General features: G+C 73.1%; 21 protein-coding genes. 11 read left to right on the top strand and 10 right to left on the bottom strand.

The window, feature by feature from the left end:
- From CLV37_RS07875 to CLV37_RS07900, 6 genes are all read right to left on the bottom strand, one after another.
- Positions 1 to 1,326 carry an FMN-binding glutamate synthase family protein gene (locus CLV37_RS07875; RefSeq protein WP_106208924.1) on the bottom strand — a complete coding sequence of 442 codons (1,326 nt, stop codon included), beginning with the start codon at positions 1,324 to 1,326 and terminating at the stop codon, positions 1 to 3.
- Between the two features lie 11 nt (positions 1,327 to 1,337).
- Positions 1,338 to 2,054: a GltB/FmdC/FwdC-like GXGXG domain-containing protein gene (locus tag CLV37_RS07880; RefSeq protein WP_106208926.1), complete on the bottom strand. Its 717-nt coding sequence runs from the start codon at positions 2,052 to 2,054 to the stop codon at positions 1,338 to 1,340.
- Positions 2,042 to 2,938: a class II glutamine amidotransferase domain-containing protein gene (locus CLV37_RS07885; protein WP_106208928.1), complete on the bottom strand. Its 897-nt coding sequence runs from the start codon at positions 2,936 to 2,938 to the stop codon at positions 2,042 to 2,044. The genes CLV37_RS07880 and CLV37_RS07885 overlap by 13 nt, the downstream gene beginning before the upstream one ends.
- Before the next feature lie 86 nt (positions 2,939 to 3,024).
- Positions 3,025 to 4,416: a type III glutamate--ammonia ligase gene (glnT, locus tag CLV37_RS07890; RefSeq protein ID WP_245885312.1), complete on the bottom strand. Its 1,392-nt coding sequence runs from the start codon at positions 4,414 to 4,416 to the stop codon at positions 3,025 to 3,027.
- A 159-nt stretch (positions 4,417 to 4,575) separates the two neighbouring features.
- The gene (locus tag CLV37_RS07895) at positions 4,576 to 4,911 is read right to left on the bottom strand and encodes a cupin domain-containing protein (protein WP_106208930.1); all 336 of its coding nucleotides are present in this window, start codon (positions 4,909 to 4,911) and stop codon (positions 4,576 to 4,578) included.
- Positions 4,912 to 6,384 (bottom strand): purine-cytosine permease family protein, encoded by a 1,473-nt coding sequence (locus CLV37_RS07900; protein WP_106208932.1) that lies wholly within the window; start codon positions 6,382 to 6,384, stop codon positions 4,912 to 4,914. It lies immediately after the preceding gene.
- A gap of 270 nt (positions 6,385 to 6,654) precedes the next feature.
- Between CLV37_RS07900 and CLV37_RS07905 the strand changes: the two genes are divergently transcribed.
- The 10 genes from CLV37_RS07905 (at position 6,655) to CLV37_RS07950 (ending at position 14,876) form a co-directional block, all read left to right on the top strand.
- A complete protein-coding gene (locus CLV37_RS07905) occupies positions 6,655 to 7,317 on the top strand; it encodes a GntR family transcriptional regulator (protein ID WP_106208934.1) in 663 nt (220 codons plus the stop codon).
- Between the two features lie 97 nt (positions 7,318 to 7,414).
- Positions 7,415 to 7,948, top strand: a complete 534-nt coding sequence (locus tag CLV37_RS07910) for a flavin reductase family protein (protein WP_211298478.1) — start codon at positions 7,415 to 7,417, stop codon at positions 7,946 to 7,948.
- A 183-nt stretch (positions 7,949 to 8,131) separates the two neighbouring features.
- The gene (locus CLV37_RS07915) at positions 8,132 to 8,818 is read left to right on the top strand and encodes an amino acid synthesis family protein (protein WP_106208936.1); all 687 of its coding nucleotides are present in this window, start codon (positions 8,132 to 8,134) and stop codon (positions 8,816 to 8,818) included.
- Complete coding sequence (locus CLV37_RS07920; RefSeq protein ID WP_106208938.1) at positions 8,815 to 9,366, top strand: amino acid synthesis family protein; 552 nt, start codon at positions 8,815 to 8,817, stop codon at positions 9,364 to 9,366. Before CLV37_RS07915 ends, CLV37_RS07920 begins: the two co-directional genes overlap by 4 nt.
- Positions 9,367 to 9,376: 10 nt before the next feature.
- Complete coding sequence (locus CLV37_RS07925; RefSeq protein WP_211298479.1) at positions 9,377 to 10,114, top strand: alpha/beta fold hydrolase; 738 nt, start codon at positions 9,377 to 9,379, stop codon at positions 10,112 to 10,114.
- Complete coding sequence (locus CLV37_RS07930) at positions 10,111 to 11,598, top strand: aldehyde dehydrogenase (RefSeq protein WP_106208940.1); 1,488 nt, start codon at positions 10,111 to 10,113, stop codon at positions 11,596 to 11,598. Before CLV37_RS07925 ends, CLV37_RS07930 begins: the two co-directional genes overlap by 4 nt.
- Positions 11,599 to 11,642: 44 nt before the next feature.
- On the top strand, positions 11,643 to 12,698 hold the full coding sequence (locus CLV37_RS07935; RefSeq protein WP_106208942.1) for an LLM class flavin-dependent oxidoreductase: 1,056 nt from the start codon (positions 11,643 to 11,645) through the stop codon (positions 12,696 to 12,698).
- Positions 12,695 to 13,123, top strand: a complete 429-nt coding sequence (locus tag CLV37_RS27455; protein ID WP_170127117.1) for a riboflavin kinase — start codon at positions 12,695 to 12,697, stop codon at positions 13,121 to 13,123. Before CLV37_RS07935 ends, CLV37_RS27455 begins: the two co-directional genes overlap by 4 nt.
- Before the next feature lie 231 nt (positions 13,124 to 13,354).
- Positions 13,355 to 13,747 (top strand): hypothetical protein, encoded by a 393-nt coding sequence (locus CLV37_RS07945; RefSeq protein ID WP_106208944.1) that lies wholly within the window; start codon positions 13,355 to 13,357, stop codon positions 13,745 to 13,747.
- Between the two features lie 232 nt (positions 13,748 to 13,979).
- A complete protein-coding gene (locus CLV37_RS07950) occupies positions 13,980 to 14,876 on the top strand; it encodes a hypothetical protein (protein ID WP_106208945.1) in 897 nt (298 codons plus the stop codon).
- 79 nt (positions 14,877 to 14,955) lie between these two features.
- Here CLV37_RS07950 and CLV37_RS07955 read toward each other — a convergent pair whose 3' ends face one another.
- Genes CLV37_RS07955 through CLV37_RS07970 form a run of 4 tightly spaced genes read right to left on the bottom strand, consistent with a single transcriptional unit; the run spans position 14,956 to position 20,428 of the window.
- Positions 14,956 to 15,561, bottom strand: a complete 606-nt coding sequence (locus tag CLV37_RS07955; protein ID WP_106208947.1) for a dihydrofolate reductase family protein — start codon at positions 15,559 to 15,561, stop codon at positions 14,956 to 14,958.
- Positions 15,562 to 15,603: 42 nt separating this feature from the next.
- Positions 15,604 to 18,546: an FAD-binding and (Fe-S)-binding domain-containing protein gene (locus CLV37_RS07960; protein ID WP_425433613.1), complete on the bottom strand. Its 2,943-nt coding sequence runs from the start codon at positions 18,544 to 18,546 to the stop codon at positions 15,604 to 15,606.
- Entirely contained in the window at positions 18,543 to 19,427 is an 885-nt protein-coding gene (locus CLV37_RS07965) for an NAD(+)/NADH kinase (protein ID WP_106208949.1), read from the bottom strand. Before CLV37_RS07965 ends, CLV37_RS07960 begins: the two co-directional genes overlap by 4 nt.
- Positions 19,424 to 20,428, bottom strand: coding sequence for an SPFH domain-containing protein (locus CLV37_RS07970; RefSeq protein WP_106208951.1), 1,005 nt, complete (start codon positions 20,426 to 20,428; stop codon positions 19,424 to 19,426). The genes CLV37_RS07965 and CLV37_RS07970 overlap by 4 nt, the downstream gene beginning before the upstream one ends.
- Before the next feature lie 56 nt (positions 20,429 to 20,484).
- On the opposite strand from CLV37_RS07970, the gene CLV37_RS07975 reads away from it, so the two are divergent.
- Positions 20,485 to 21,180, top strand: a complete 696-nt coding sequence (locus CLV37_RS07975) for an NUDIX hydrolase (RefSeq protein ID WP_170127118.1) — start codon at positions 20,485 to 20,487, stop codon at positions 21,178 to 21,180.
- Positions 21,181 to 21,202 lie beyond the last annotated feature (22 nt).

Raw genomic sequence — 21,202 nt, forward strand, 5'->3', positions numbered from 1 at the left:
TCAGAGTGCCTGACCGGGGATCCAGCTGGTCCCCGCGAGGGGCAGCTTGGCCATGGCGGCGGCCTCGATCGACAGCGCCACGAGGTCCTCGGGTTCGAGGTGCTGCAGGTGCGCCTTGCCGCAGGCGCGGGCGATGATCTGCGCTTCCATCGTCATGACCCGCAGGAAGTTCGCGAGCTTGCGGCCGCCGACCTCGGGGTCGAAGTTCTTCTGCAGCTCGGGGTCCTGGGTGGTGATGCCGGCCGGGTCCCGCCCCGCCTGCCAGTCGTCGTAGAACCCCGCGGCCGACCCGATCTCGCGGTACTGCGCGTCCAGCGCCGGGTCGTTGTCGCCGAGGGCGATGAGCGCGGCGGTGCCGATCGCGACGGCGTCGGCGCCCAGGGCCATGCACTTGGCGAGGTCGGCACCGTTGCGGATGCCGCCGGAGACGACGAGCTGGACCTCGCGGTGCACGCCCATCTCCTGCAGGGCACGGACGGCCTCGGGGATCGCGGCGAGCGTCGGGATGCCCACGTGCTCGATGAAGACGTCCTGCGTGGCGGCCGTCCCGCCCTGCATCCCGTCGACCACCACGACGTCCGCACCGGCCTTCACGGCGAGCTTGACGTCGTAGTAGGGGCGCGAGGCACCGACCTTGACGTAGATCGGCTTCTCCCAGTCGGTGATCTCCCGGATCTCGCCGATCTTGATGGCGAGGTCGTCCGGGCCGGTCCAGTCGGGGTGGCGGCACGCCGAGCGCTGGTCGACGCCCACGGGCAGGGTGCGCATGCCCGCGACGCGTTCGGTGATCTTCTGGCCGAGCAGCATGCCGCCGCCGCCGGGTTTGGCGCCCTGGCCGAGCACGATCTCGATGGCGTCGGCCGCGCGCAGGTGGTCGGGGTTCATGCCGTAGCGCGAGGGCAGGTACTGGTAGACGAGGTGCTTGGAGTGCCCGCGCTCCTCGTCGGTCATGCCGCCGTCGCCCGTGGTGGTCGAGGTGCCGACCTCGCTGGCCCCGCGCCCGAGGGCCTCCTTGGCCCGGCCCGACAGCGCCCCGAAGCTCATGCCCGCGATGGTCACCGGCGTCGACAGGTGCAGCGGGAACCTCGCGTTCCTCGCCCCCAGCACCACGTCGGTGTCGCAGCGTTCGCGGTACCCCTCCAGGGGGTAGCGGGACATGCTGGCGCCGAGGAACACCAGGTCGTCGAAGTGCGGGAGCTTGCGCTTGGCACCGCCGCCGCGGATGTCGTAGATGCCGGTGCGGGCGGCGTGCTGGATGGCGGCGATCGTGGTCCGGTCGAACGTCGCGGATTCGCGCAGCCCCCGGGAGGCGAACTCGTCGGTCATGGGAACCCTCCTCAGTACGCCGAGGCGTTGTCGACGTGGAAGTTGTAGAGCGTGCGGGCCGAGCCGTAGCGGGTGAACGCGGCGGGGTCGTCGTCGCGGCCGGCGGCCTCGAGCAGCCGGGTGAGCTCGTCGAGGTGCTCGGGGCGCATCTCCTTGGCGACGCAGTCCGCGCCCAGGGACTTCACGGTGCCCTTGACGTAGATGCGCGCCTCGTAGATCGAGTCGCCGAGGGCGTCCCCGGCGTCGCCGCAGACGACCAGGCGGCCGGCCTGGGCCATGAACCCGCTCATGTGGCCGACGTTCCCGCCGACGACGATGTCCACGCCCTTCATCGAGATCCCGCAGCGCGCAGCGGCGTTGCCGTCGACGACGAGCAGCCCGCCGTGCGCCGTGGCGCCGGCGGCCTGGGAGGCGTCGCCGTGGACGAGGACCGTGCCGGACATCATGTTCTCGGCGACGCCGACCCCGGCGTTGCCGTCGATCTCGACCGTCGCGAGCTGGTTCATGCCCGCGGCGTAGTACCCGACGTGACCGTCGATCGTGACGGTCACGGGGCGGTTCAGGCCGACCGCGAGGGAGTGCTTGCCCTCGGGGTGCACGACCCGGTAGCCCGCGGTGGAACCCTCGGGTTCGGCGTGCAGGGCGGCGTTCAGGTCCCGGACGGAGGAGGCCGAGAGGTCGACCTCGGTGACGGTCTCCTGCACGACGTCTTCGGTCAGCGTTCCCATGCGTACACCACTTCCGGCTCGGGTTCGAAGATGCGGGCGTTCTCGACACCGGGCAGGCCGGTGAGGTAGCGGTACTCGCTGGCCATCGCGACCCACTGGTCGGTCTCGGCGACGACGGCGGGTTTGCAGGCGATGGCGTCGCGGACGACGGCGAAGGAGTTCTCGGTCGCGACCAGCAGGGTGTAGAAACCGTCGAACCGCTCGCAGAGCAGCCGCAGCGCCTTCTCGACGTCGGCGCCCTCGGCGAGCTGCTTGGCGACGAACCGCGCCCCCACCTCGGTGTCGTTCTGCGAGTCGAACTCGATGCCCTCGGCCATCAGCTCGCGGCGGATCGTCGCGTGGTTGGCGAAGGACCCGTTGTGGACCATGCACTGGTCGGGGCCGACCGAGTAGGGGTGGCTGCCGGTGGAGGTGACGGCGGACTCCGTCGCCATGCGGGTGTGGGCGACGCCCTGGTAGCCGCCGGCGTCGGCCAGCCGGAACGTCGTGGCGAGGTCGTCGGGGTGGCCCGTGCCCTTGAGGACGGCGAGGTTCTCCCCCCGGCTGGTGACGACGGCTCCCGGCAGCGCCGTGCGGACGGCGGTCTCGAGCAGCGCGGGGTCCACGGCCGCGGTGAACACCGTGGTCTGGCCGCTGGCCCGGCCCTGGACCGGCTGTCCCAGTGCGCGTTCGACGCCCGCGACCGCCTCAGCGGCGGCGAGCGGGGACTCGATGACGCAGACCGTGGCCCGGCCGGCGGGGTTCAGCGACGGGTCCCCGTAGAGGCCGACCCCGGCGGCGTCGGTCCCGCGTTCGGCGGCCTGGCAGAGCATCGTCTGCAGCAGGGAACCGAGCTGCGGCTGCAGCGCCGCGTCCCGCAGGTGAAGACCGGCGATCCCGCACATCAGCGTCCTCCTTCGTTCTGGTGTTTCTTCACAGTAGTCTGCGTTTCTTGGTGGTGTCCAGTCGTCCCGCCCTGGCTGCGCAGCCGCTACACCGACGTGAGGTAGCGGTCGACCTCCCAGTCGGAGACCCGGGAGTGCCAGGCGTAGAACTCCTCGCGCTTCAGCTCGGCGTAGTAGCGCGAGACCCCCGCACCCGGGTCGACGGCGTCGAGGACCCCCGTCACGACCTCGTCGGACTCCAGCGCGTGCACGGCGTCCAGCAGGGTGCGCGGCAGCAGCGGGGCGTCCTGGCGCCGCGCCCCCGGAGCGCCGGGGTCGAGGTCGCGCCGGATGCCGTCCAGGCCGGACCCCAGGGCGACCGCCGCGGCCAGGTGCGAGCTCGCCGCGCCGTCACCGGCCCGCAGTTCCACCCGGTTCGCGTCCGGGACCCGGACCAGGTGGGTCCGGTCGTTGCCCCCGTAGGTGGCCGCCCGCGGCGCCCAGGTCGCCCCCGACGCGGTCGAGGTCGCCCCGGTCCGCTTGTACGAGTTCACGGTGGGGGCGATCACGGCCTGCATGGCCGGCGCGTGCTCCAGCAGACCGGCGATGAAGCCGTAGGCCGTGCGGGACAGGCCCAGCCCGTGCTCGTCGACCAGCGCCGGGAACCGCGCACCCTCCGCACCCCACAGCGACAGGTGCAGGTGCATGCCGCTGCCGGTGCGGTCGGTGAAGGGTTTCGGCATGTAGGTGGCGATCATGCCGCGCTGCTCGGCGAGCATCTGGATGACGTAGCGCAGGGTCGTGACCCGGTCGGACGTCGTGAGCGCGTCGGCGTAGTGGAAGTTCTGCTCGAACTGCCCGTTGCCGTCCTCGTGGTCGCTCGCGTACGGCCCCCACCCGAGTTCGTCCATGGCGTCCGAGACCGCGGCGAGGTGGTCGTACATCCGCGTCACGCCGCGGGTGTCGTAGCAGGGCTGGTCGGCGTCGTCGTGGGCGTCGGCCGTCACGAGCCTGCCGTCGGGGCCGCGCCGGACGAGGAAGTACTCGACCTCCGCGCCGACGGACAGGGTCATGCCCAGGTCGGCGGCCGCGGCGAGCTGGCGGCGCAGCAGGACCCGCGGGGCGAAGGCGTACGGGACGCCGTTCACGTGCGGGTCGCAGTGGACCATGGCCAGACCGGGACGCACGAAGGGCAGCGGCGCGTAGGAGCTCTTGTCCGGGACGGCCACGACGTCCGGGTCGGCGGGGACCTGGCCGAGCCCGCCGGCGGCGTACCCGGCGAACCCGCACCCCTCGGCCTCGAGCTCGTCGGCCGCCGAGACGGGGACGAGCTTGGAGCAGGGTTTGCCGGTGAGCGTGGTGAAGGTCGCGAGCAGGTACTTCACGCCGTCGGCGCGGGCGAGGCTGGCCAGGGACTGGGTGCTGTCCGGCGCCGGCGGCGGGGTGGTGGTCGCGACGGGGGCGGTCTCGATCGGGGGGGTCTCGACTGGGGCGGTCACGGGAGCCTCCAAGGGCGTCTCACGGTAGCGTCCAATATCTACTACCAGTAGACACCTTCGGTGTTTCGTCCGTGTTTCGCGAGCGTCACCGGCAGGTGACCGACACCCCCGGAACGACGGAACCCCCTCCGCGCGGGCGGAGGGGGTCCGGGTCGGCGGTCAGTCGAGCGCGGTGTCCTGCCGGGCGGACACCGACACGTGGGTCATGGCCGCGTCCGGGGCGGCGGCGTGCCGGTGGACGGCCCCGGGCGGGACGACGCGGACGGCGCCGGCAGCGAGCTCGTGCAGCGCTCCGTCCCGGAACTCCAGGACACCGCGTCCCTCGCCGACCACGAGCACCTGGGGGTGGTCGTGGTGGTGCCAGGCCGTCCCGGCCCCGGCGGCGAACGTCGTGAGCACGACCGTGACGGGCTGCCCGACGACTGCCGCGAGGTCGGCCCAGGCGACGTCACCGGAGAACAGCGGCGCCCCCAGGGGCTGGAACTCCAGCGGCACTCAGGCCTCGCTCGCCGAGGGCACCGGGGAGGCGGCTTCCGCGGCCCGGTCCCCGCGGACGGGCCCGCTGCGGTGCCACAGCGGCGGGAGCCGGTGCAGCAGCAGCCACGCCGCCCCGCCGACCAGGAACCCGACGACGTAGGACAGGTCACCCCACTGCGGGTGCGCCGCCGCGACCGGCCCGACGTAGAAGGACAGGTTCCAGAAGGGCGCCGAGGCGGCGGCCCCCAGCAGCCAGGCCACGAAACCCCACTCCAGGACGCGACGCTCGTCGTACAGCTCCCCGATGCGGTTGCGGTCGCGGCGCCCACCCACGGTGTAGTCGAGCAGCAGGATCGCGCCGAACGGGGCGATGAGGTAGGCGCCGACGAAGAGGAAGTTCTTGAACTTCGCCTCGAACCCCGCGTCGGCCCACAGGCTCACGGCGTAGGCCAGCGCGCAGATCGCGATGACGGCGGTCTTGCGGCTGACGGGGATGCGCAGCGTCTGGATCGAGATGGCCCCGCCGTAGACGTTGAGGAAGTTCTGCGAGAAGGACGAGAGCAGGACCACCAGCAGCGCCGGGGTGGCGAACGGGCCGGTGATGCGGGTCAGCGCGCCGATGGCGTCCTCCCCGGAGACCGCCGAACTGCCCAGCAGGGCTCCCGCGATGCCCAGCCAGCTGAGGGTGATGAAGTTCCCGGCCCACGTCCAGCCCCCCGTGGCGCGACTCGTCCGCTCGTCGTCCGGCAGGTACCGGGAGTAGTCCGACGCGAACGGCCACCAGGCGATGAGGAAGCTGAGGAAGTACCCGGCGAAGGTGATCCACCCCCCGGTCGGGCCCGACCAGTACGGCGCGGCCGGGTTCTGCCCGAAACCGCCGTGCACACCGCGCACGACCGAGACGACGGTGATCATCGCGAACCCGACGAACAGCACCACGGCGAGGATCCGCTGGAGGAAGTGGATCATGTTGTAGCCGTAGACGGCGACGACCAGTTGCAGCGCCACGAGGGCCCCGGACGCGAGCCAGTACGGCACGAACGGCACCAGGTGGTGCAGGGCCTGCCCGCCCAGGATGATCGTGACGGCCGCCCAGCCGATCCCGGCGAAGACGTTGATGTAGGCGACCGGGACGAAGTTGCCGAAGAACCCGAGCGGACCACGGGCCTGGATCTGCTGCGGGACGCCGAGCTTGGCCCCCATCCGGGCCAGGACGCCCATGACGACCGACCCCAGGAACGAGCCGACGAGGATCGCGGTCACCGACGACGTCAGCGAGAGCCCGAAGCTCACGGCCGAGAACCCGAGGACCATGATCGGGAAGTTCATGCCGGCGGCGAACCAGATGGAGAACTGCGACGAGGCCCTGCCGTGGCGTTCGGCGTCGGGGATGTGGTCGACGCCGTACGGCTCGACGACCGCGACGCGGTCGCGGTACCCCCGGTCCTGGGGGTGGGCGGGGCCGGTGGAACCTGCGGGCTGGTCGTTCACGAGGTGTGTCCCTCCTGCTCGGCGCGGGGCGACGGGTGGGGCGGCCCTCGACCGCGAGGGGCGCAGCGGTGCGGGGATCGAGGTGCCGGGGCGAGGTGCGCTCACCGGTGACACAGGACGGTGGCATGCAACACCGACGGAGTCAAGGCCCTCAGGTCACCGCGAGCTGCGGGCCCGGGAACTGCCGGTTCCTCCGCTCTTCTCCTGCAGCAGGCGCACACGGGCCCGGAACGGTTGACGAGAGCGACAGGTCCTCCTACCGTCTCTTGCATGCCACAGCCGATGGAGGCCGCGGCGCTCACCGGAGCGCAGGCGCGAGTCCTGGACGCCCTGCGGACCGCGATCATCAGCGGTGACCACCAGCCCGGGTCACCGTTGTCCGAGATCGCCCTCGCCGAGCAGCACGGCGTCAGCCGCACCCCGGTCCGGGAGGCGCTCAAGCAGCTGCAGATCGAGGGCCTCATCGAGGTCCGGCCCCGCGTGGGCACCTTCGTGCGCGCCCCCAGCCGGCGCGAGGTCATCGAGCTCTTCGAGCTCAAGGAGGTCCTGGAGGGCATGGGGGCGCGCCTGCTGGCCGCCCGCGGCCGGGTGCCCGCCCTCGACGAGCTCGAGGAGAACATCGAGCGCTCGCGCCTGGCCGTGGCCGCCGACGACCACGACGGGTACGCCGACCTCGTGCACGCGTTCCACTCCACGATCATCGACGGGGCGGACAACACCCAGCTGAAGAACCACTACCGCACCCTCATGAACCAGCTCGCCTACCACCGGCTGGTCGCCCGCTCCCTCAACCGCCCGGGCCGCCTCGGCGCCTCCCTGGGGGAGCACGAACGCGTCCTGACCCGGATCCGGGACAAGGACGGCTTCGGGGCCGAGTTCGCGATGCGCGACCACGTGCGCTCCAGCGAACGGGAGACCCTCTCCGCGGACTGACCCGCGCCCGCACCACCGGGTCCGCGCACCCACCCACGGCGACGGCGCCACGACACCGGGGCCGTCGACACCCGAGAACCGACCCCCAGGAGCTTCCGTGACCGAGCCGCTCACCCTGCAGGCCTTCGAGGACGACCCCGCCGCCCTGCGCACCACCTTCGCCCTGTACCCCTTGGGCGTCGCCGCGATCTGCGCCGAGGTCCCCGGCGCCGACGGGCCGGAACCGGTCGTCCTGGTCGCCTCCTCCTTCCAGGTGGGGATCTCCCTGGACCCGCCACTGGTCCTGTTCGCCGTCCAGCACACCTCCACGAGCTGGCCGCGACTGAGGGCGGCCGCCGACGCCGGGCTGCGGCTGGGGGTCTCCGTCCTCGGCGAGGCGCACGACCTGACGGCGCGCCAGCTCGCCTCCCGGGCCGCCGACCGCTTCGCCGGGATCGAGACGACCACCACCGGAGCGGGGGCGAAGTTCGTGCACGGCGCCCCGGTCTGGCTGGAGTGCTCGGTGCACTCGCAGTTCCCCGCCGGCGACCACGACGTCGTGCTCCTGCAGGTGCACGCCCTGGCCGCCGCTCCCGACGCCGAACCCCTCGTCTGGCACTCGTCCGGGTTCCGCACCCTGACGCCGCGCTGATCCCAACGTTCCTTTGTGGCATGCCACAGAGTCGGTTCATCGTGTCCCGAGAACCCCGCCGTCCGACCCGGACGGCGGGGTTCTCGTGCGTCAAGCCCTGCATCGCAGAGTTTTTCGCATCAGATCGAGAAGCATCCCGCCAATTCCTTGACCGGACGTGGAGCAACACCTAGCGTCTGTGGCATGCAAGAGGTCGCACGCACTACCGCGGTGGACACGCTCCCCCGGCCGACCACGCCCTCGCTGCGGGCCACCGCGGACGACCGCGCCCCCGCCGGCGTCGAGGTCCGCAAGCTCGTCGTCTACCGCGAGACGGTGCTCTCCGAGGCCGGCGCGGCCCCCGCGGTCCCCGCCGAACGGGCCTCCGCGGCCGCCGTCATCGCGAACCCCTGGGTGGGCACCCCGGCCACCACGGACCTCGACGAGACGGTCGCCGCCATCGCCCCGTCCCTGGCGAAGCTGCTGACCGACGCCCTCGTCGACGCCCTCGGCGGCGTCGGGAACGTCGAGGCGTTCGGCAAGGCCGCCGTCGTCGGCACCGCCGGGGAGATCGAGCACGGCGCCGCGCTCATCCACACGCCCTACTTCGGCAACCTCGTCCGCGCCTTCCTCGAGGGCGAGTCGATCATCTGCTTCGCCGACACCCGCGGCGAGGCCGGCGAGACCCTCGTCGTGCCGCTGTGGCACAAGACCCGGGCCTCGACGCGCAGCCACTACCAGACGGTCACGACGCGGGTCGCGGACGCACCCCGCCCCGACGAGATCGTCGTCGTGGCCGCCGCCTCCACCGGACCGCGCCCGCACGCCCGCATCGGCGACCGCACCACCGACCCGAACGTCACCCCCGCGATCCTGGAGGACAAGGCATGAACGTGCGCAAGCTCGTCACCGTGGTGGAGGAGACCCGCCTGGAGGGCGGCCGCGAGGTCGACCCCGTCGCGCGCGTCGCCGTCGTCGCCGCCGTCATCGAGAACCCCTGGGCCGGTGCGGGGTTCGTCGAGGACCTCGCCCCCGGCATCGAGGCGAACGCCTCCGAGCTGGGTGCCCTGCTCGCCCCCCGCGTGCTGGAGGCGCTCGGCGGCACCGCCGAGGCCTACGGCAAGGCGGGCATCGTCGGGCTCGACGGGGAGGTCGAGCACGCCTCGGCCCTCATCCACACGCTGAAGTTCGGCGACCACTTCCGCAAGGCCGCCCAGGCCACGACGCTGCTGCCCGCCGTCGAGAAGCGGGGCCGGGCCGGGACCACGTTCGACATCCCCCTCAAGCACGTCACCGACGCCACGATCCGCTCGCACCACCAGAGCGTCGAGGTGCAGGTCCCCGACGCCCCGCACGCGGGCGAGATCGTCGTCGCCCTCGCCGCCGCGACCCGCGGCCGGCCCCAGCAGCGCCTGGCCCCCCTGTCCTCCGAGCAGTGAGCCGGCACCGGTGACCAGCCACGACAGCGTCGTCCTCCTGCACGGGGTGGGCCTGGACCGCACCATGTGGCAGCCGGCGGCGGACCTCCTGCGCCGCGACGGGTTCGAGGTCCTCACCCCCGACCTGCCCGGCCACGGGGCGAACCCGCCGGTCGCCGAGGGGACGAGCCTCGCCGACCTGGCCGGGCAGGTCGCCCCGCTGGTCCCCGCCGGCTCCCACGTCGTCGGGTTCTCGCTCGGGGCGTTGATCGCCCAGCACCTCGCCCGGTTCCGGCCCGACCTGGTGGCGACGCTCACCTCGGTGAGCTCGGTCTGCCGGCGCACCCCGGCCGAGCGCGCCGCGGTCCTGGACCGGCTGGCCACGGCCGGGCGGGACTTCCCCGCCGGCGTGGCCGCGTCGCTGCAGCGCTGGTACCCGGCCGACGACGACGTCGACCCCGACCTGGTGCGCCGCACGGAGAAGACCCTGCTCGCCAACGACACCGCGTCCTACCTGCGCTGCTACCGGGTCTTCGCCACCGCCGACGCCGAGATCGGTCCCGAGCTGGACCGCATCACCGTCCCCGCCCTCGCCGTGACCGGCGACCTCGACCCCGGGTCGACACCGGAGATGACCCGCCGCCTCGCGCGGGCGATCCCGGGGTGCGTGGCGCACGTGGTCCCCGGCGCCCGGCACATGTGGCCGGCGCAGCGACCGCAGGACCTGACCACCCGCCTCACGACCTTCTGGGAGGAGATCGACGCATGAGCGACGTGCAGCAGCTCGACCACCACATCGGCGGCACGACGAGCGCCCCCGCCGGCGGGGACTACCTCGAGAGCACCAACCCGGCCACGCTCGCGGTGAACTACCAGGTGGCGCGCGGGACCGCCCCCGACGTGGACGCCGCCGTCCGCTCCGCCCGCGACGCCTTCGAGGACCCGCGCTGGCGCGACCTCAGCCAGACCAGGCGCGGTCACCTCCTGCGCCGCCTCGGCGACCTCGTCGCCGAGAACGCGGAGGAACTGGCCCGCATGGAGACCGCGGACAACGGCAAGCTCCTGCGCGAGATGCGCGGGCAGCTGACCACGCTGCCGGAGTACTTCCACTACTACGCGGGCCTGGCCGACAAGATCCAGGGCGACGTCATCCCCACGTCGGACCGGCGCGTCCTGAACTACACCCAGCGCGAACCGCTCGGCGTCGTCGGGGCCATCACCCCGTGGAACTCCCCGCTGACCCTGACGACCAGCAAGCTGGCCCCGGCCCTGTGCGCGGGGAACACCGTCGTCGTCAAACCGTCCGAGCACACCTCGGCCACGATCCTGCGGCTGGCGCAGCTGGCCGTCGAGGCCGGGTTCCCGCCCGGCACCGTCAACGTCGTCACCGGCTACGGCGCCGAGGCCGGACAGGCTCTCGTCGACCACCCGGGCCTGGCGAAGATCTCCTTCACCGGCAGCACCGCGACCGGCGCCCGGATCGCGGCGGCCACCGCCTCCCGGTTCATCGGCTCGACGCTGGAACTGGGCGGCAAGTCCCCGAACATCGTCTTCGCGGACGCGGACGTCGCCAACGCCGCGATGGGGGTCGTCGCGGGGATCTTCGCCGCCGCCGGCCAGACCTGCATCGCCGGCAGCCGCGTCTTCGCCCACCGTTCCGTCTACGACGAGCTGCTCGAACGCGTCACCGACCGCGCCCGCACCATCCGCATCGGCGACCCGCTGGACGACGCCACCGAGCTGGGTCCCCTCGCCTTCGCCGACCAGCGCGTCAAGGTCGACGGCTACGTGCAGCTCGGGGTCTCCGAGGGTGCGCGCGTCCTGACGGGCGGCCGGCAGACCGACGGCGGCCTCGGCGGCTACTTCTACGAACCCACCGTCCTCGTCGACGTCGACAACTCGATGCGCGTCGTCCGCGAGGAGATCTTCGGGCCCGTCGCCGCCGTCATGCCGTTCGACACCGAGGACGAGGTCGTCGCCCTCGCCAACGACACCGAGTACGGGCTCGCGGCCGGGGTGTGGACCTCGGACCTGTCCCGCGCGCACCGGATGGCGAACCGGCTGGACGCCGGCACCGTCTGGGTCAACACCTACCGGGCGATGTCGCCCATGTCCCCCCGCCAGGGTTTCGGCAGCAGCGGCGTCGGGGTCGAGCACGGCCAAGAGACGATCCGCGAGTACACGCGCCTGAAGAGCGTGTGGATCAACACCAGCACCGAGCCGCTCGCCGACCCGTTCACCATGCGCAGCTGAGCCGTTCAGCACCACAGTCATCGACGCGATGAGGAGTAGACGACGTGAAGTTCTCGCTGTTCGTGCACATGGAACGCTGGGACGAGGAGGTCTCCCACCAGCAGCTCTTCGAGAACCTGACCGAGCTGGCGCTCATGGCCGAGGAAGGGGGTTTTAGCACCGTCTGGATCGGTGAGCACCACGCGATGGAGTACACCGTCTCCCCCAGCCCGATGCCGCAACTGGCCTACCTCGCCGCCCGCACGTCGCGGATCCGGCTGGGCGCGGGGACGATCATCGCCCCCTTCTGGAACCCGATCCGCGCCGCGGGCGAGTGCGCCCTGCTCGACGTCATCAGCGGCGGCCGCATGGAGGTCGGGCTGGCCCGGGGGGCCTACCAGTTCGAGTTCGACCGGATGGCCGATGGCCTGTCGGCGCGCGACGGCGGCAAGCACCTGCGCGAGCTCGTGCCCGCCGTCCGGAAGCTGTGGGAGGGCGACTACGCCCACGACGGGGAGATCTGGCAGTTCCCGACGTCGACCAGCGTGCCCTCCCCCGTCCAGAAGCCCGGCCCGCCGGTGTGGATCGCCGCCCGGGACCCCGACTCGCACGACTTCGCCGTCGCCTCCGGCTGCAACGTCATGGTGACCCCGCTCATGAAGGGGGACGAGGAGGTCGAGGACCTGGCCCGCAAGTTCGACACCGCCGTGGCGAACCACCCGGAGCGGGACCGTCCGCAGCTGATGGTGCTGCGGCACACCCACGTCCACCCCACCGACCGGCCCGACGCCTGGCGGCCCGCCGCCGAGGCCGTCGCCCGGTACTACCGCACCTTCGACGCGTGGTTCGGGAACCGGACCACACCCGAGAAGGGTTTCCTCGCCCCGAGCCCGGAGGAGAAGTTCGCCGACCGTCCGGAGTTCGAGGTCGACTCGCTGCACAAGACCGCGATGATCGGCACACCCGAGGAGGTCGTCGAGCGCATCCGGTACTACGAGCAGCTCGGCGTGGACGAGTTCAGCTTCTGGATCGACAACGGCATGTCGCACGAGGAGAAGCGGGACTCCCTGGCGCTGTTCATCGAGCAGGTCGTCCCGGCGTTCACGGGGGACGGGCGGTGACGCCGCCGACCGGCGCCGCTGCCGCGCAGCGGATCGAGGGCGTCGTGGAACACGGGGACGAGCGCGGCCGGCTGCTCGGTTTCCCGACCGCGAACCTCGGCGTCCACGGGCAGGACCTGCGCGACGGGGTCTGGGCCGGTCTCGTCGAGGTCGACCCGGGCACCGGGCGTGCGACGACCCACGTCGCCGCCGTCTCGGTCGGGCACCGGCCGACCTACTACGACCGCACCGGGGAACGCCTGCTCGAGGCGAACCTGCTCGACTTCAGCGGTGACCTGTACGGCCGCCGGGTGATCGTGCACCTGATCACCCGGTTGCGTCCGCAGCGCCGGTCCACCGGGTCGGAGGAACTCGTGACCCAGTTGCGCGCCGACGTCGCCGCCGTCCGGGAGTGGGCCGCGGGCGCGGGCCACTCCGGTTCCTGACCTCGATCGCCGCCTGACCCCGCCCTCCCCCGCGCCCCCTCTCCGCGCGAGGCACACCTCGCGCCCTCCTGCCGCCCGATCCCGGGTCCGAGGCACACCTTCGGCCCCGGGGTCCGGCGGTCGGGCGGTCGGGCGCTGGCGGAGTCCGGGGGCACCGTGTACGGTCTCGCCCACGGTGAATCCGCGCCCGGGGGCTTCGTCTCCCGGTCTGTCGAGTGCGCGGATCTTCTCTTGCACCACCACACCGCGCTGACCCCGGTCAGTCTGCGCCTGTTCGTCGTCCTGCCCGTGCTGTTGCACGTCAAGGAGTTCCACCACCGCCACCGCCCGTGCGTCGGGGACGACGTGACGTGGTTCCTGCGGTCCCGCCCGGTACCCGCCGAACTGGGGACGGGCGTCCGGCACGGCACCCTGGACCCCGTCCCGGGGGCGGTGCCCACGACGGGTTTCCCCGTCCGCGTCCGCGTCGTGAACTGGGCCCTGTCCGGCCCGTCCGACGACCGCCGCCCCGTCCCCGGCTCCGCCGACCTGCGGGACGTCCACCGCCCACCGAAGAGGTTCCTCGCCGGCCGCGACCGCCGGGACACCCACGTCCTCGTCGACCTGGCCGTCCGCCGCACCTGACTCCCGACCCGCCACCCCCCTTCCCGCCGAAGGCACACCTTCCGCCCTCCACGTGCCTCGTCTCCGGCCGAAGGCACATCTTGAGCCCCCGCGACGTCTGATCCTGGGGCGCGAGGTGTGCCTTCGGCGGAGATGGCGCCGCGGTGTCCACAGGAGGGCGGGAACGGCGTGTCGTCCACAAGACGCCGATCGTCGCGGTGAGAACGCGTCGTGAGGATCGCAGGGTGCGGGGATGCGACGACGTGATCCCTCGATCCTGCTGCCGGAGGTCTTCCTCGGGCGCGACGCCGTGAAGGACGGCGTCTTCACCGCCAGGGAACTCCGCGGGAGTGCGGTCAAGCGCGTGCTGCGAGGCGTCTACACCGTGCCCGGCGTTCCGGTGACCCACCGACTGCGGTGCAAGGCGGCCGCTCTCGTCCTGCCGGAGGGCGCCGTGGTGACGGGTCGTTCACAGGCGACTCTCCTCGGTGTCGAGCTCACGCGCTGGGAGGACGACGTCCAGGTCCTGTGTCGGCACGGGGATCGCTGGACGACCCCTCGGGGTGTGAGCATCCGGCGGGCCAAGCACGTGGCCGTCGCGAGCGTGCGCGACGGCGTTCCCCTCCCCGGACCCGAACGCATGGCGTTCGACCTGACGACTCGCGTCGGGCTCCTGGACGCGGTGGCCGATCTCGACGCCGTGGTCCGCGCGGGGCTCGTCGACCTCACGCGGTTCCGCCAGTGGCTCGAGGACGTGCACGACCCGCACGTGGTCCAGGCGCGCGAGGCCGCTGCCCTGTGCGACCCGCGTGCGGACTCCCGTCCGGAGTCCAAGCTGCGCGTGGTGCTGCAGAAGGCGGGGCTCCCCGTGGAACCCCGGTGGAGGGTGTTCGACCAGGGCGGACGATTCGTCGCCCGTCTCGACCTCGCTCTCGTCGATCTCCAGGTCGCGATCGAGTACGACGGCGAGTGGCACGCGCTGCGGGAACAGCTGTCGGAGGACCGCCTTCGACTGCGACGTCTGCGGGACGCCGGCTGGGAGGTGGTGCACGTGACGTCGCGGATGCTGCGCGACGGGCAGGAGATCGTCGACGCGGTCAACCGGGCGATCGCCCGTCAGCGCCTCGCACTGCGACCCCTCCGACGCTGAAGGCACACCTTCCGCCCGGGAATGTCAGTCGGGAGGGCGGAAGGTGTGCCTTCAGCGTGGTGGGGGCGGGGCGGGGGGGTCAGCGGGAGTAGTGGACGTGGGTGGCGAGCGGGGAGTGGACGACCTCGACGGGAGTGAGGGTGAACCCGGTCAGGCCGTCGAACAGGCGCTCGCCCGCGCCGAGCAGGAACGGGGAGACGTCCAGGAACAGGTCGTCGACCAGGTCCCGCTCCAGGGCCTGCCGGACGGTGGAGGCACCGCCGGCGATGCGGACGTCACCGTCGCCGGCGGCTTCGCGCGCACGGGCGAACGCGGCGTCGAAACCCTCGGTGACGAAGTGGAAGGTCGTCCCCGTCGTCTCCAGCGGCGCGCGCTCGTGGTGGGTGAGGACGAACACCGGCGCGTGGTACGGCGGTTCCTCACCCCACCAGCCCCGCCACGACTCGTCCGGCCACGCACCCCGGACGGGGCCGAACATGTTGCGTCCCATGACGACCGCACCGATCGGCCCCAGCAGGCCCGCGCGCCACGCGGCGTCGGCCTCGTGGCCGGGCTCGTCGGCGCGGAACATCCACTGGTGCAGGCGCCGCACGTCCCCGGTCCCCATCGGGGTGTCCAGGGTCTGCTCGGGCCCGGCGGAGAACCCGTCGAGGGAGGTGGACTGGTGGCACACGACTCGGCTCATGACGCTTCGACCTCTCGACTCCACGGAACTCAGCGGTCGGGCTCAGTCCTCGGGCAGGGCCTCGGCGAGCAGTTCGGCGAGGTGCTTGGGCCGGACGCCGGTGAGGTTGTCCGACTGCGTCCGGCACGAGTACCCGTCGGCGACGACGAGCGCGTCGCCGCGCTCGCGCAGCGCCGGCAGCAGGTCGTGCTCGGCGACCTTCACCGAGACGTCGTAGTGCCCCGCCTCGGCCCCGAAGTTGCCCGCCAGACCGCAGCAGCCCTTCAGGACCTGCGCGTCCACACCGGCCTTGGCCAGCAGGCGCTCGTCGGGGGAGAACCCCATGACGGCGTGCTGGTGGCAGTGCGGCTGGACGACGGCCTTGACCGGCCCGTCGGGGTCGAGCTGCGGCGGGATCCAGTCCGGGCGCTGCTCGGCGATGAGCTCGGCCAGCGTCTTGACCCGGTGCTCCAGCGCGTGGGCGCGCGGGTCGTCGGGCAGCAGTTCGGCGGCGTCCTCGCGCAGCAGCGCCGTGCACGACGGTTCGAGCCCGACGACGGGGACGTTCGAGGTCCCCAGCGCGTCCAGCGACGTCCGTAGCTGGCGCTTGGCCCCGTCCAGCTGGCCGGTGGAGACCCACGTCAGGCCGCAGCAGACCTGCTTCTCGGTCAGGCGCACCGAGAACCCGAGGTGCTCCAGCAGCTTCACGGCCGCGCGCCCCACCTCGGGCGAGAAGTGCTCGGTGAACGAGTCGACCCACAACAGGACGGGCTGACCGTCGTCGCGCACCGCACGTCGGGCGAACCAGTCGCGGAACGTCTCGACCGCGAACTCCGGCAGCGGCCGCTCCTGGGCCACCCCGCCGACGGCCTTCGCCGTCCACGCCAGCGCCGGGACCGACGTCAGCGTGTTCACCAGCTTCGTCAGCGCCGGGGCGGCCGTCGCCAGCTTCGACCAGCGCGGCAGCCAGCCCAGCAGGTAGTGGTTCATCGGGCGCACCCGGCCCGCGTAGAACTTGTCGAGGAACTCCGCCTTGTACGTCGGCATGTCGACCCCGGCGGGGCAGTCCGCCGAGCACCCCTTGCAGGACAGGCACAGGTCCAGGACGTCCTTGACCTCCTGCGAGCGCCACCCGTCGGTGACGAGGGTGCCGTTGGCCATCTCCTGCAGGAGCCGGGCGCGGCCGCGGGTGGAGTCCTTCTCGTCGCCGGTCGCCAGGTACGAGGGGCACATGACGCCGCCGGAGTCGGCGCGGCACTTGCCGACGCCGACGCAGCGGTGGACGGCGCGGGTCAGGTCGCCCTCGTCGCGCGAGTAGGCGAACTTGAGCGGCATGCCCAGGGCGTGCGCGGGACGGGCGGCGGGCACGCGCAGGTCGGCGGCGACGTCGGCGGGGCGCACGATGACGCCGGGGTTCAGCAGGTCGGCGGGGTCGAACGCGCGCTTGACCTCCTCGAACGCCGCGATGGCCTCGGCGTCGTACATGAGGGGCAGCAGCCCGCCGCGGGCGCGGCCGTCGCCGTGCTCGCCGGACAGCGACCCGCCGTGGCGGGCGACGAGCCGGGCGGCGTCCTCCAGGAACGCCTTGGCGAGCGCGCCGCCGCCGTCCTTGTAGAGGGGGAAGTCGATGCGGACGTGGATGCACCCGTCGCCGAAGTGCCCGTACGCCAGGCCGTCCACCCCGTGGGAGGCCATGAGCGCGTCGAACTCGCGCAGGTACTCCCCCAGCCTGGCGGGGGGCACCGCGGCGTCCTCCCAGCCCGGCCACGCGGGCAGCCCCTCCGGGGACCGGCCGGCCAGCCCGGCGCCGTCCTCGCGAATGCGCCACAGCGTCCGCGCCTCGGCGGCCGTCGGGATGACCACCGAGTCCAGCGCCCGGGAGTCGGCGACCATCGCCCGCGCGGCGGCGAGGGACTCCTCGGGGCTCTCCCCGCCCATCTCGACGAACAGCCACCCGTCCCCACCGGGCAGGCCGTCGACGGACCCGCCCCGGCGCACGACGACGTCGGCCAGCCGGCGGTCGATGCCCTCGACGGCGAGCGGGGCGTGCTCCAGCAGGGCCGGGGTCGCGTCGGCGGCCTCGTGCATCGAGGGGTAGCCCAGGACCACGAAGGTGGTCGAGGGCGACTGCCGCACGAGCCGCACGCGGGCGCGCAGGATCGTGGCGAGGGTGCCCTCCGAACCGGTCAGCAGCCGCGCCAGCGCCGTGCCGGTGGGGCCACCGGTCTCGGGCAGCAGGTGTTCGAGGGCGTAGCCGGAGACCTGCCGGCCGAACGTGCCGAACGTGGTGCGGATCAGCCCCAGGTGCGCCGAGGCGATGCCCTGCAGCTCGGTCAGGAGGTCCGCGGGCGGGGCGTCGGTCCAGTACCGGCGGCCGTGGCCGTCCAGGACCTCCAGGGCGACGACGTTGTGCGAGGTGCGGCCGTAGGCCAGGGCGTGCGAGCCGCAGGCGTCGTTGCCGATCATCCCGCCGACGGTGCAGCGGGCGTGGGTGGAGGGGTCGGGCCCGAACCGCAGCCCGTGCGGGGCGGCCTGGCGCTGCAGGTCGTCGAGGATCACCCCGGGCTCGATGAGCGCGGTCATGGAGTCGGCGTCGACCTCCAGGACGCGGTTCAGGTGCCGGGAGAAGTCGAGCACGACGCCGGAGCCGATGGCGTTGCCCGCCACCGACGTGCCCGCGCCGCGGGAGGTGAAGGGCACCCCGAGCTGCCGGCACACCGACCAGACGGACTCGACGTCCTCGACCGAGCGGGGGAAGACGACGACCTGCGGGACGACGCGGTAGTTCGACGCGTCGGTCGTGTACTCGGCGCGCCGGCGGCTGGAGGCGTCGACGACCCCGGAGGCGGGGTCGGTGCCGAGCACGGCGTTGAGGGCGTCCACCAGGTCCGCGGCCGGGGCCCCACCGTCAGCGGCAGCGGTCGTCGCGCGGTTGTCGTCGATCAGGGTCACGAGCCCCAGTGTGCCGCCGCGCGGGGGGTGCTGGGGCACGGAGCCCACCCTCATCGGCGCAGCAGGGCGAGGTGGCGCGGGCTGACCCGCACGTGCAGGTGCTGCCCGCGGCTGACGGTGAGCCGGTCCTCCTCGACCCCGTCGCCGAAGACGACCAGGTCGTCGGACAGGACGTCGACCGTCAGCGACTCCTGCGCCAGGGTGCCCGCGACGAGGTCGGCGCCGGTGGTCGGCGAGGGCCAGGCCTCCCGGACGAACCAGGCCAGCGCCGGGTCCGTCGCACCGGGCAGGGCGGCCCCTCCGCGCGCCCGGGCCAGCGAGGCGAGCCACCCCGTGGCTCCCGTCCCGGTCCCGACGACGAGGCCGCTGGAGGCCTGCTCCTCGCGGCGCTCACCGCAGCGCAGGACGTAGCGCGACGTCTGGTGGCTGCGGTGGCCGACGAAGACCTCGTTGAGGGCGTGCAGCTCCTGCCCGTCGTCCGTGGTCGCGCAGACCATGGTGCGCTGCTCGCACACCCCTTCGGACAGGCTGCGGTGCAGCAGGTCCCGGGCCTGCGAGGCGCGGTGCGGGACGAGGACCCCGGCGTTGCGGCCGGGCGCGGGGTCGATGCCGACGACGGTCTGGCCCGCCAGGTACTTGGCGACGTTGGCGACCAGCCCGTCCTGCCCGACGACCACGACGACGTCCTCGGGGGCGAAGAGGAAGCGGGACAGCTCGGCGCGTTCGACGGTGCCGGTGCGCCAGTCGGCGGGGACGGCGGCGGCGACGGTCGCGAGCGCCGCCCGCTGCTGGTCGTCGGCGGCGGCCAGGTCGTCGAGGGAGCCGCCGCGCTGGCGCAGGAAGAAGTCGGCGGCGCCGGGGGTGCCGTGCCGGGCGACGGCCTCGGCGTACTGGGTGCGCCGGTGCACGAGGACGGCGCGCGGCGCGAGGCTCACGCCTGCCCTCCCGCCACCAGCTTCGTGAGGGCGCCGGTGACGACGTCGGGGGTCAGGACGAGGGTGCCGACGTTCGGGAGCTGACCGGCGAACTCCTTCAGGGCCAGGGTGAGCAGGACCTCGGGCGGGGTGCCGGCGATGGCGGCCATGCGGGCGGCCTCGGCGGCGGCGTCGGCCTCGCCCTGCAGGCGGCGGGCGGCGGCGTGGGCCCGGGCGAGGCGTTCTTCGCGTTCGGCCTCGGCGGTGGTGCGGATGGCGTCCGCGGCGGCGCTGTCCTCGACGGCGCGGCGCTGGTTGGCGCCCTTCTGGGCGACGAGCTGCTCCTCGCGGCGGGCGAGCTCGATCTTGCTCTGCAGCTCGTTCTCGCTGATGGCGCGCTCGCGTTCGACGGCCAGGGCCCGGCGCTGGGCGGTGGCCCCGTCGGCCTCGGTCTGCAGCTGCTCGCGGGTGGGGGTGCCGAGGGCCTTCTCGACGTCGGGGTCGGGGCGGACGGCGACGACGCGGGCGTCGACGAGGGCGAGCCCGGTCTGGGCGAGGCGGCTGTCGGCGAGCAGGCCGGCGGTGATGCGCTCGCGGGTGAGGCGGACGCCGTCGGTGAGGACCTGCAGCAGCGGCAGGCCGGCGACGACGTCGAGGACGTGCTGCTGGGCGGTCTCGGTGAGCAGGCCCGCGATCTGCTGCAGGGGGGCCGAGCGCCAGCGGCCGGTGGCGGGGTCGAGGGAGAAGTCGACGCGGGTGGCGGCGAGGTCGGGGTCCTCGATGCGGAAGGTGACGGTGGCCTGGACGGTGACGTCGACGAAGTCGGCGGTGCGGGCGTGCAGGACGAGCGGGAGCTCGCGGTCGTCGACGGGCAGCTCGGACAGGGTCGCCGACAGGGGCCGGAACCAGAACGCCTGGCCGGTGCCGGAGTGGGCGAGCTTGCCGCAGCGGTGGTGGATGACGTGGGTGGTGGGGGTGCTGCGCAGGTGGCGGGTGAAGGGGTAGCGGGTGATGTCGGCCATCGGGTCCTCCTCGGGAGTTCTTGTCGTCGAGATGACGATAACGTACTTTCGTCAGAATGACGACAAGTCACTACGCTGACCGGGTGAGCCACCCCGCCCTGGCCGTGACCGTCGACCTCGTCGTCCTGACCGTCCGCGCCGACACGCTCTCGGTGCTCCTCGTCGAACGCGGCGAGGAACCCTTCCTCGGGCGCTGGGCCCTGCCCGGCGGTTTCGTGCGCCCCGACGAGGACCTGCCGGCGGCCGCCGAGCGCGAACTGGCCGAGGAGACCGGCCTGCCCCGCGGGCTGGTCCACCTCGAGCAGCTCGCCAGCTACGGCGCCCCGGGTCGCGACCCCCGCCAGCGCGTCGTGACGGTCTGCTACCTGGCCCTGGCCCCCGACCTGCCCGTCCCCCGCGCCGGGACCGACGCCGCCGACGCCCGCTGGTTCCCCGTCGCCGAGGCGCAGGGCCTCGCCTTCGACCACGACCATCTGCTGGCCGACGGCGTCGAGCGGGCCCGGTCCAAGCTGGAGTACAGCCCGCTCGCGACGGCCTTCTGCCCACCGGAGTTCACCGTCGCCGAACTCCGGAAGGTCTACGAGGCGGTGTGGGGCACCGGGCTGGACCCGCGCAACTTCCACCGCAAGGTGACGGGAGCGGCGGGTTTCCTCGACCCGACGGGCGCCACGACCACGCGCGACGGGGGGCGGCCCGCGGCCCTGTTCCGCCGGGGACCGGCCACGACCCTGCACCCGCCGCTGCTGCGCTGAGCGGACCCTGGAACCGGCCGCG

The sequence above is a fragment of the Kineococcus rhizosphaerae genome (genome assembly GCF_003002055.1).
GTDB classification, from domain to species: Bacteria; Actinomycetota; Actinomycetes; order Actinomycetales; family Kineococcaceae; genus Kineococcus; species Kineococcus rhizosphaerae.

What these genes read in the sequence shown, in the direction of transcription:
- CLV37_RS07875 (WP_106208924.1), bottom strand. Translation starts at nt 1,326, where the DNA reads ATGACCGACGAGTTCGCCTCCCGGGGGCTGCGCGAATCCGCGACGTTC.
- CLV37_RS07885 (WP_106208928.1), bottom strand. Translation starts at nt 2,938, where the DNA reads ATGTGCGGGATCGCCGGTCTTCACCTGCGGGACGCGGCGCTGCAGCCG.
- CLV37_RS07970 (WP_106208951.1), bottom strand. Translation starts at nt 20,428, where the DNA reads ATGGCCGACATCACCCGCTACCCCTTCACCCGCCACCTGCGCAGCACC.
- CLV37_RS07880 (WP_106208926.1), bottom strand. Translation starts at nt 2,054, where the DNA reads ATGGGAACGCTGACCGAAGACGTCGTGCAGGAGACCGTCACCGAGGTC.
- CLV37_RS07950 (WP_106208945.1), top strand. Translation starts at nt 13,980, where the DNA reads ATGCGACGACGTGATCCCTCGATCCTGCTGCCGGAGGTCTTCCTCGGG.
- CLV37_RS07975 (WP_170127118.1), top strand. Translation starts at nt 20,485, where the DNA reads ATGACGACAAGTCACTACGCTGACCGGGTGAGCCACCCCGCCCTGGCC.
- CLV37_RS07905 (WP_106208934.1), top strand. Translation starts at nt 6,655, where the DNA reads ATGCCACAGCCGATGGAGGCCGCGGCGCTCACCGGAGCGCAGGCGCGA.
- CLV37_RS07960 (WP_425433613.1), bottom strand. Translation starts at nt 18,546, where the DNA reads ATGAGGGTGGGCTCCGTGCCCCAGCACCCCCCGCGCGGCGGCACACTG.
- CLV37_RS07955 (WP_106208947.1), bottom strand. Translation starts at nt 15,561, where the DNA reads ATGAGCCGAGTCGTGTGCCACCAGTCCACCTCCCTCGACGGGTTCTCC.
- CLV37_RS07915 (WP_106208936.1), top strand. Translation starts at nt 8,132, where the DNA reads ATGCAAGAGGTCGCACGCACTACCGCGGTGGACACGCTCCCCCGGCCG.
- CLV37_RS07920 (WP_106208938.1), top strand. Translation starts at nt 8,815, where the DNA reads ATGAACGTGCGCAAGCTCGTCACCGTGGTGGAGGAGACCCGCCTGGAG.
- CLV37_RS07930 (WP_106208940.1), top strand. Translation starts at nt 10,111, where the DNA reads ATGAGCGACGTGCAGCAGCTCGACCACCACATCGGCGGCACGACGAGC.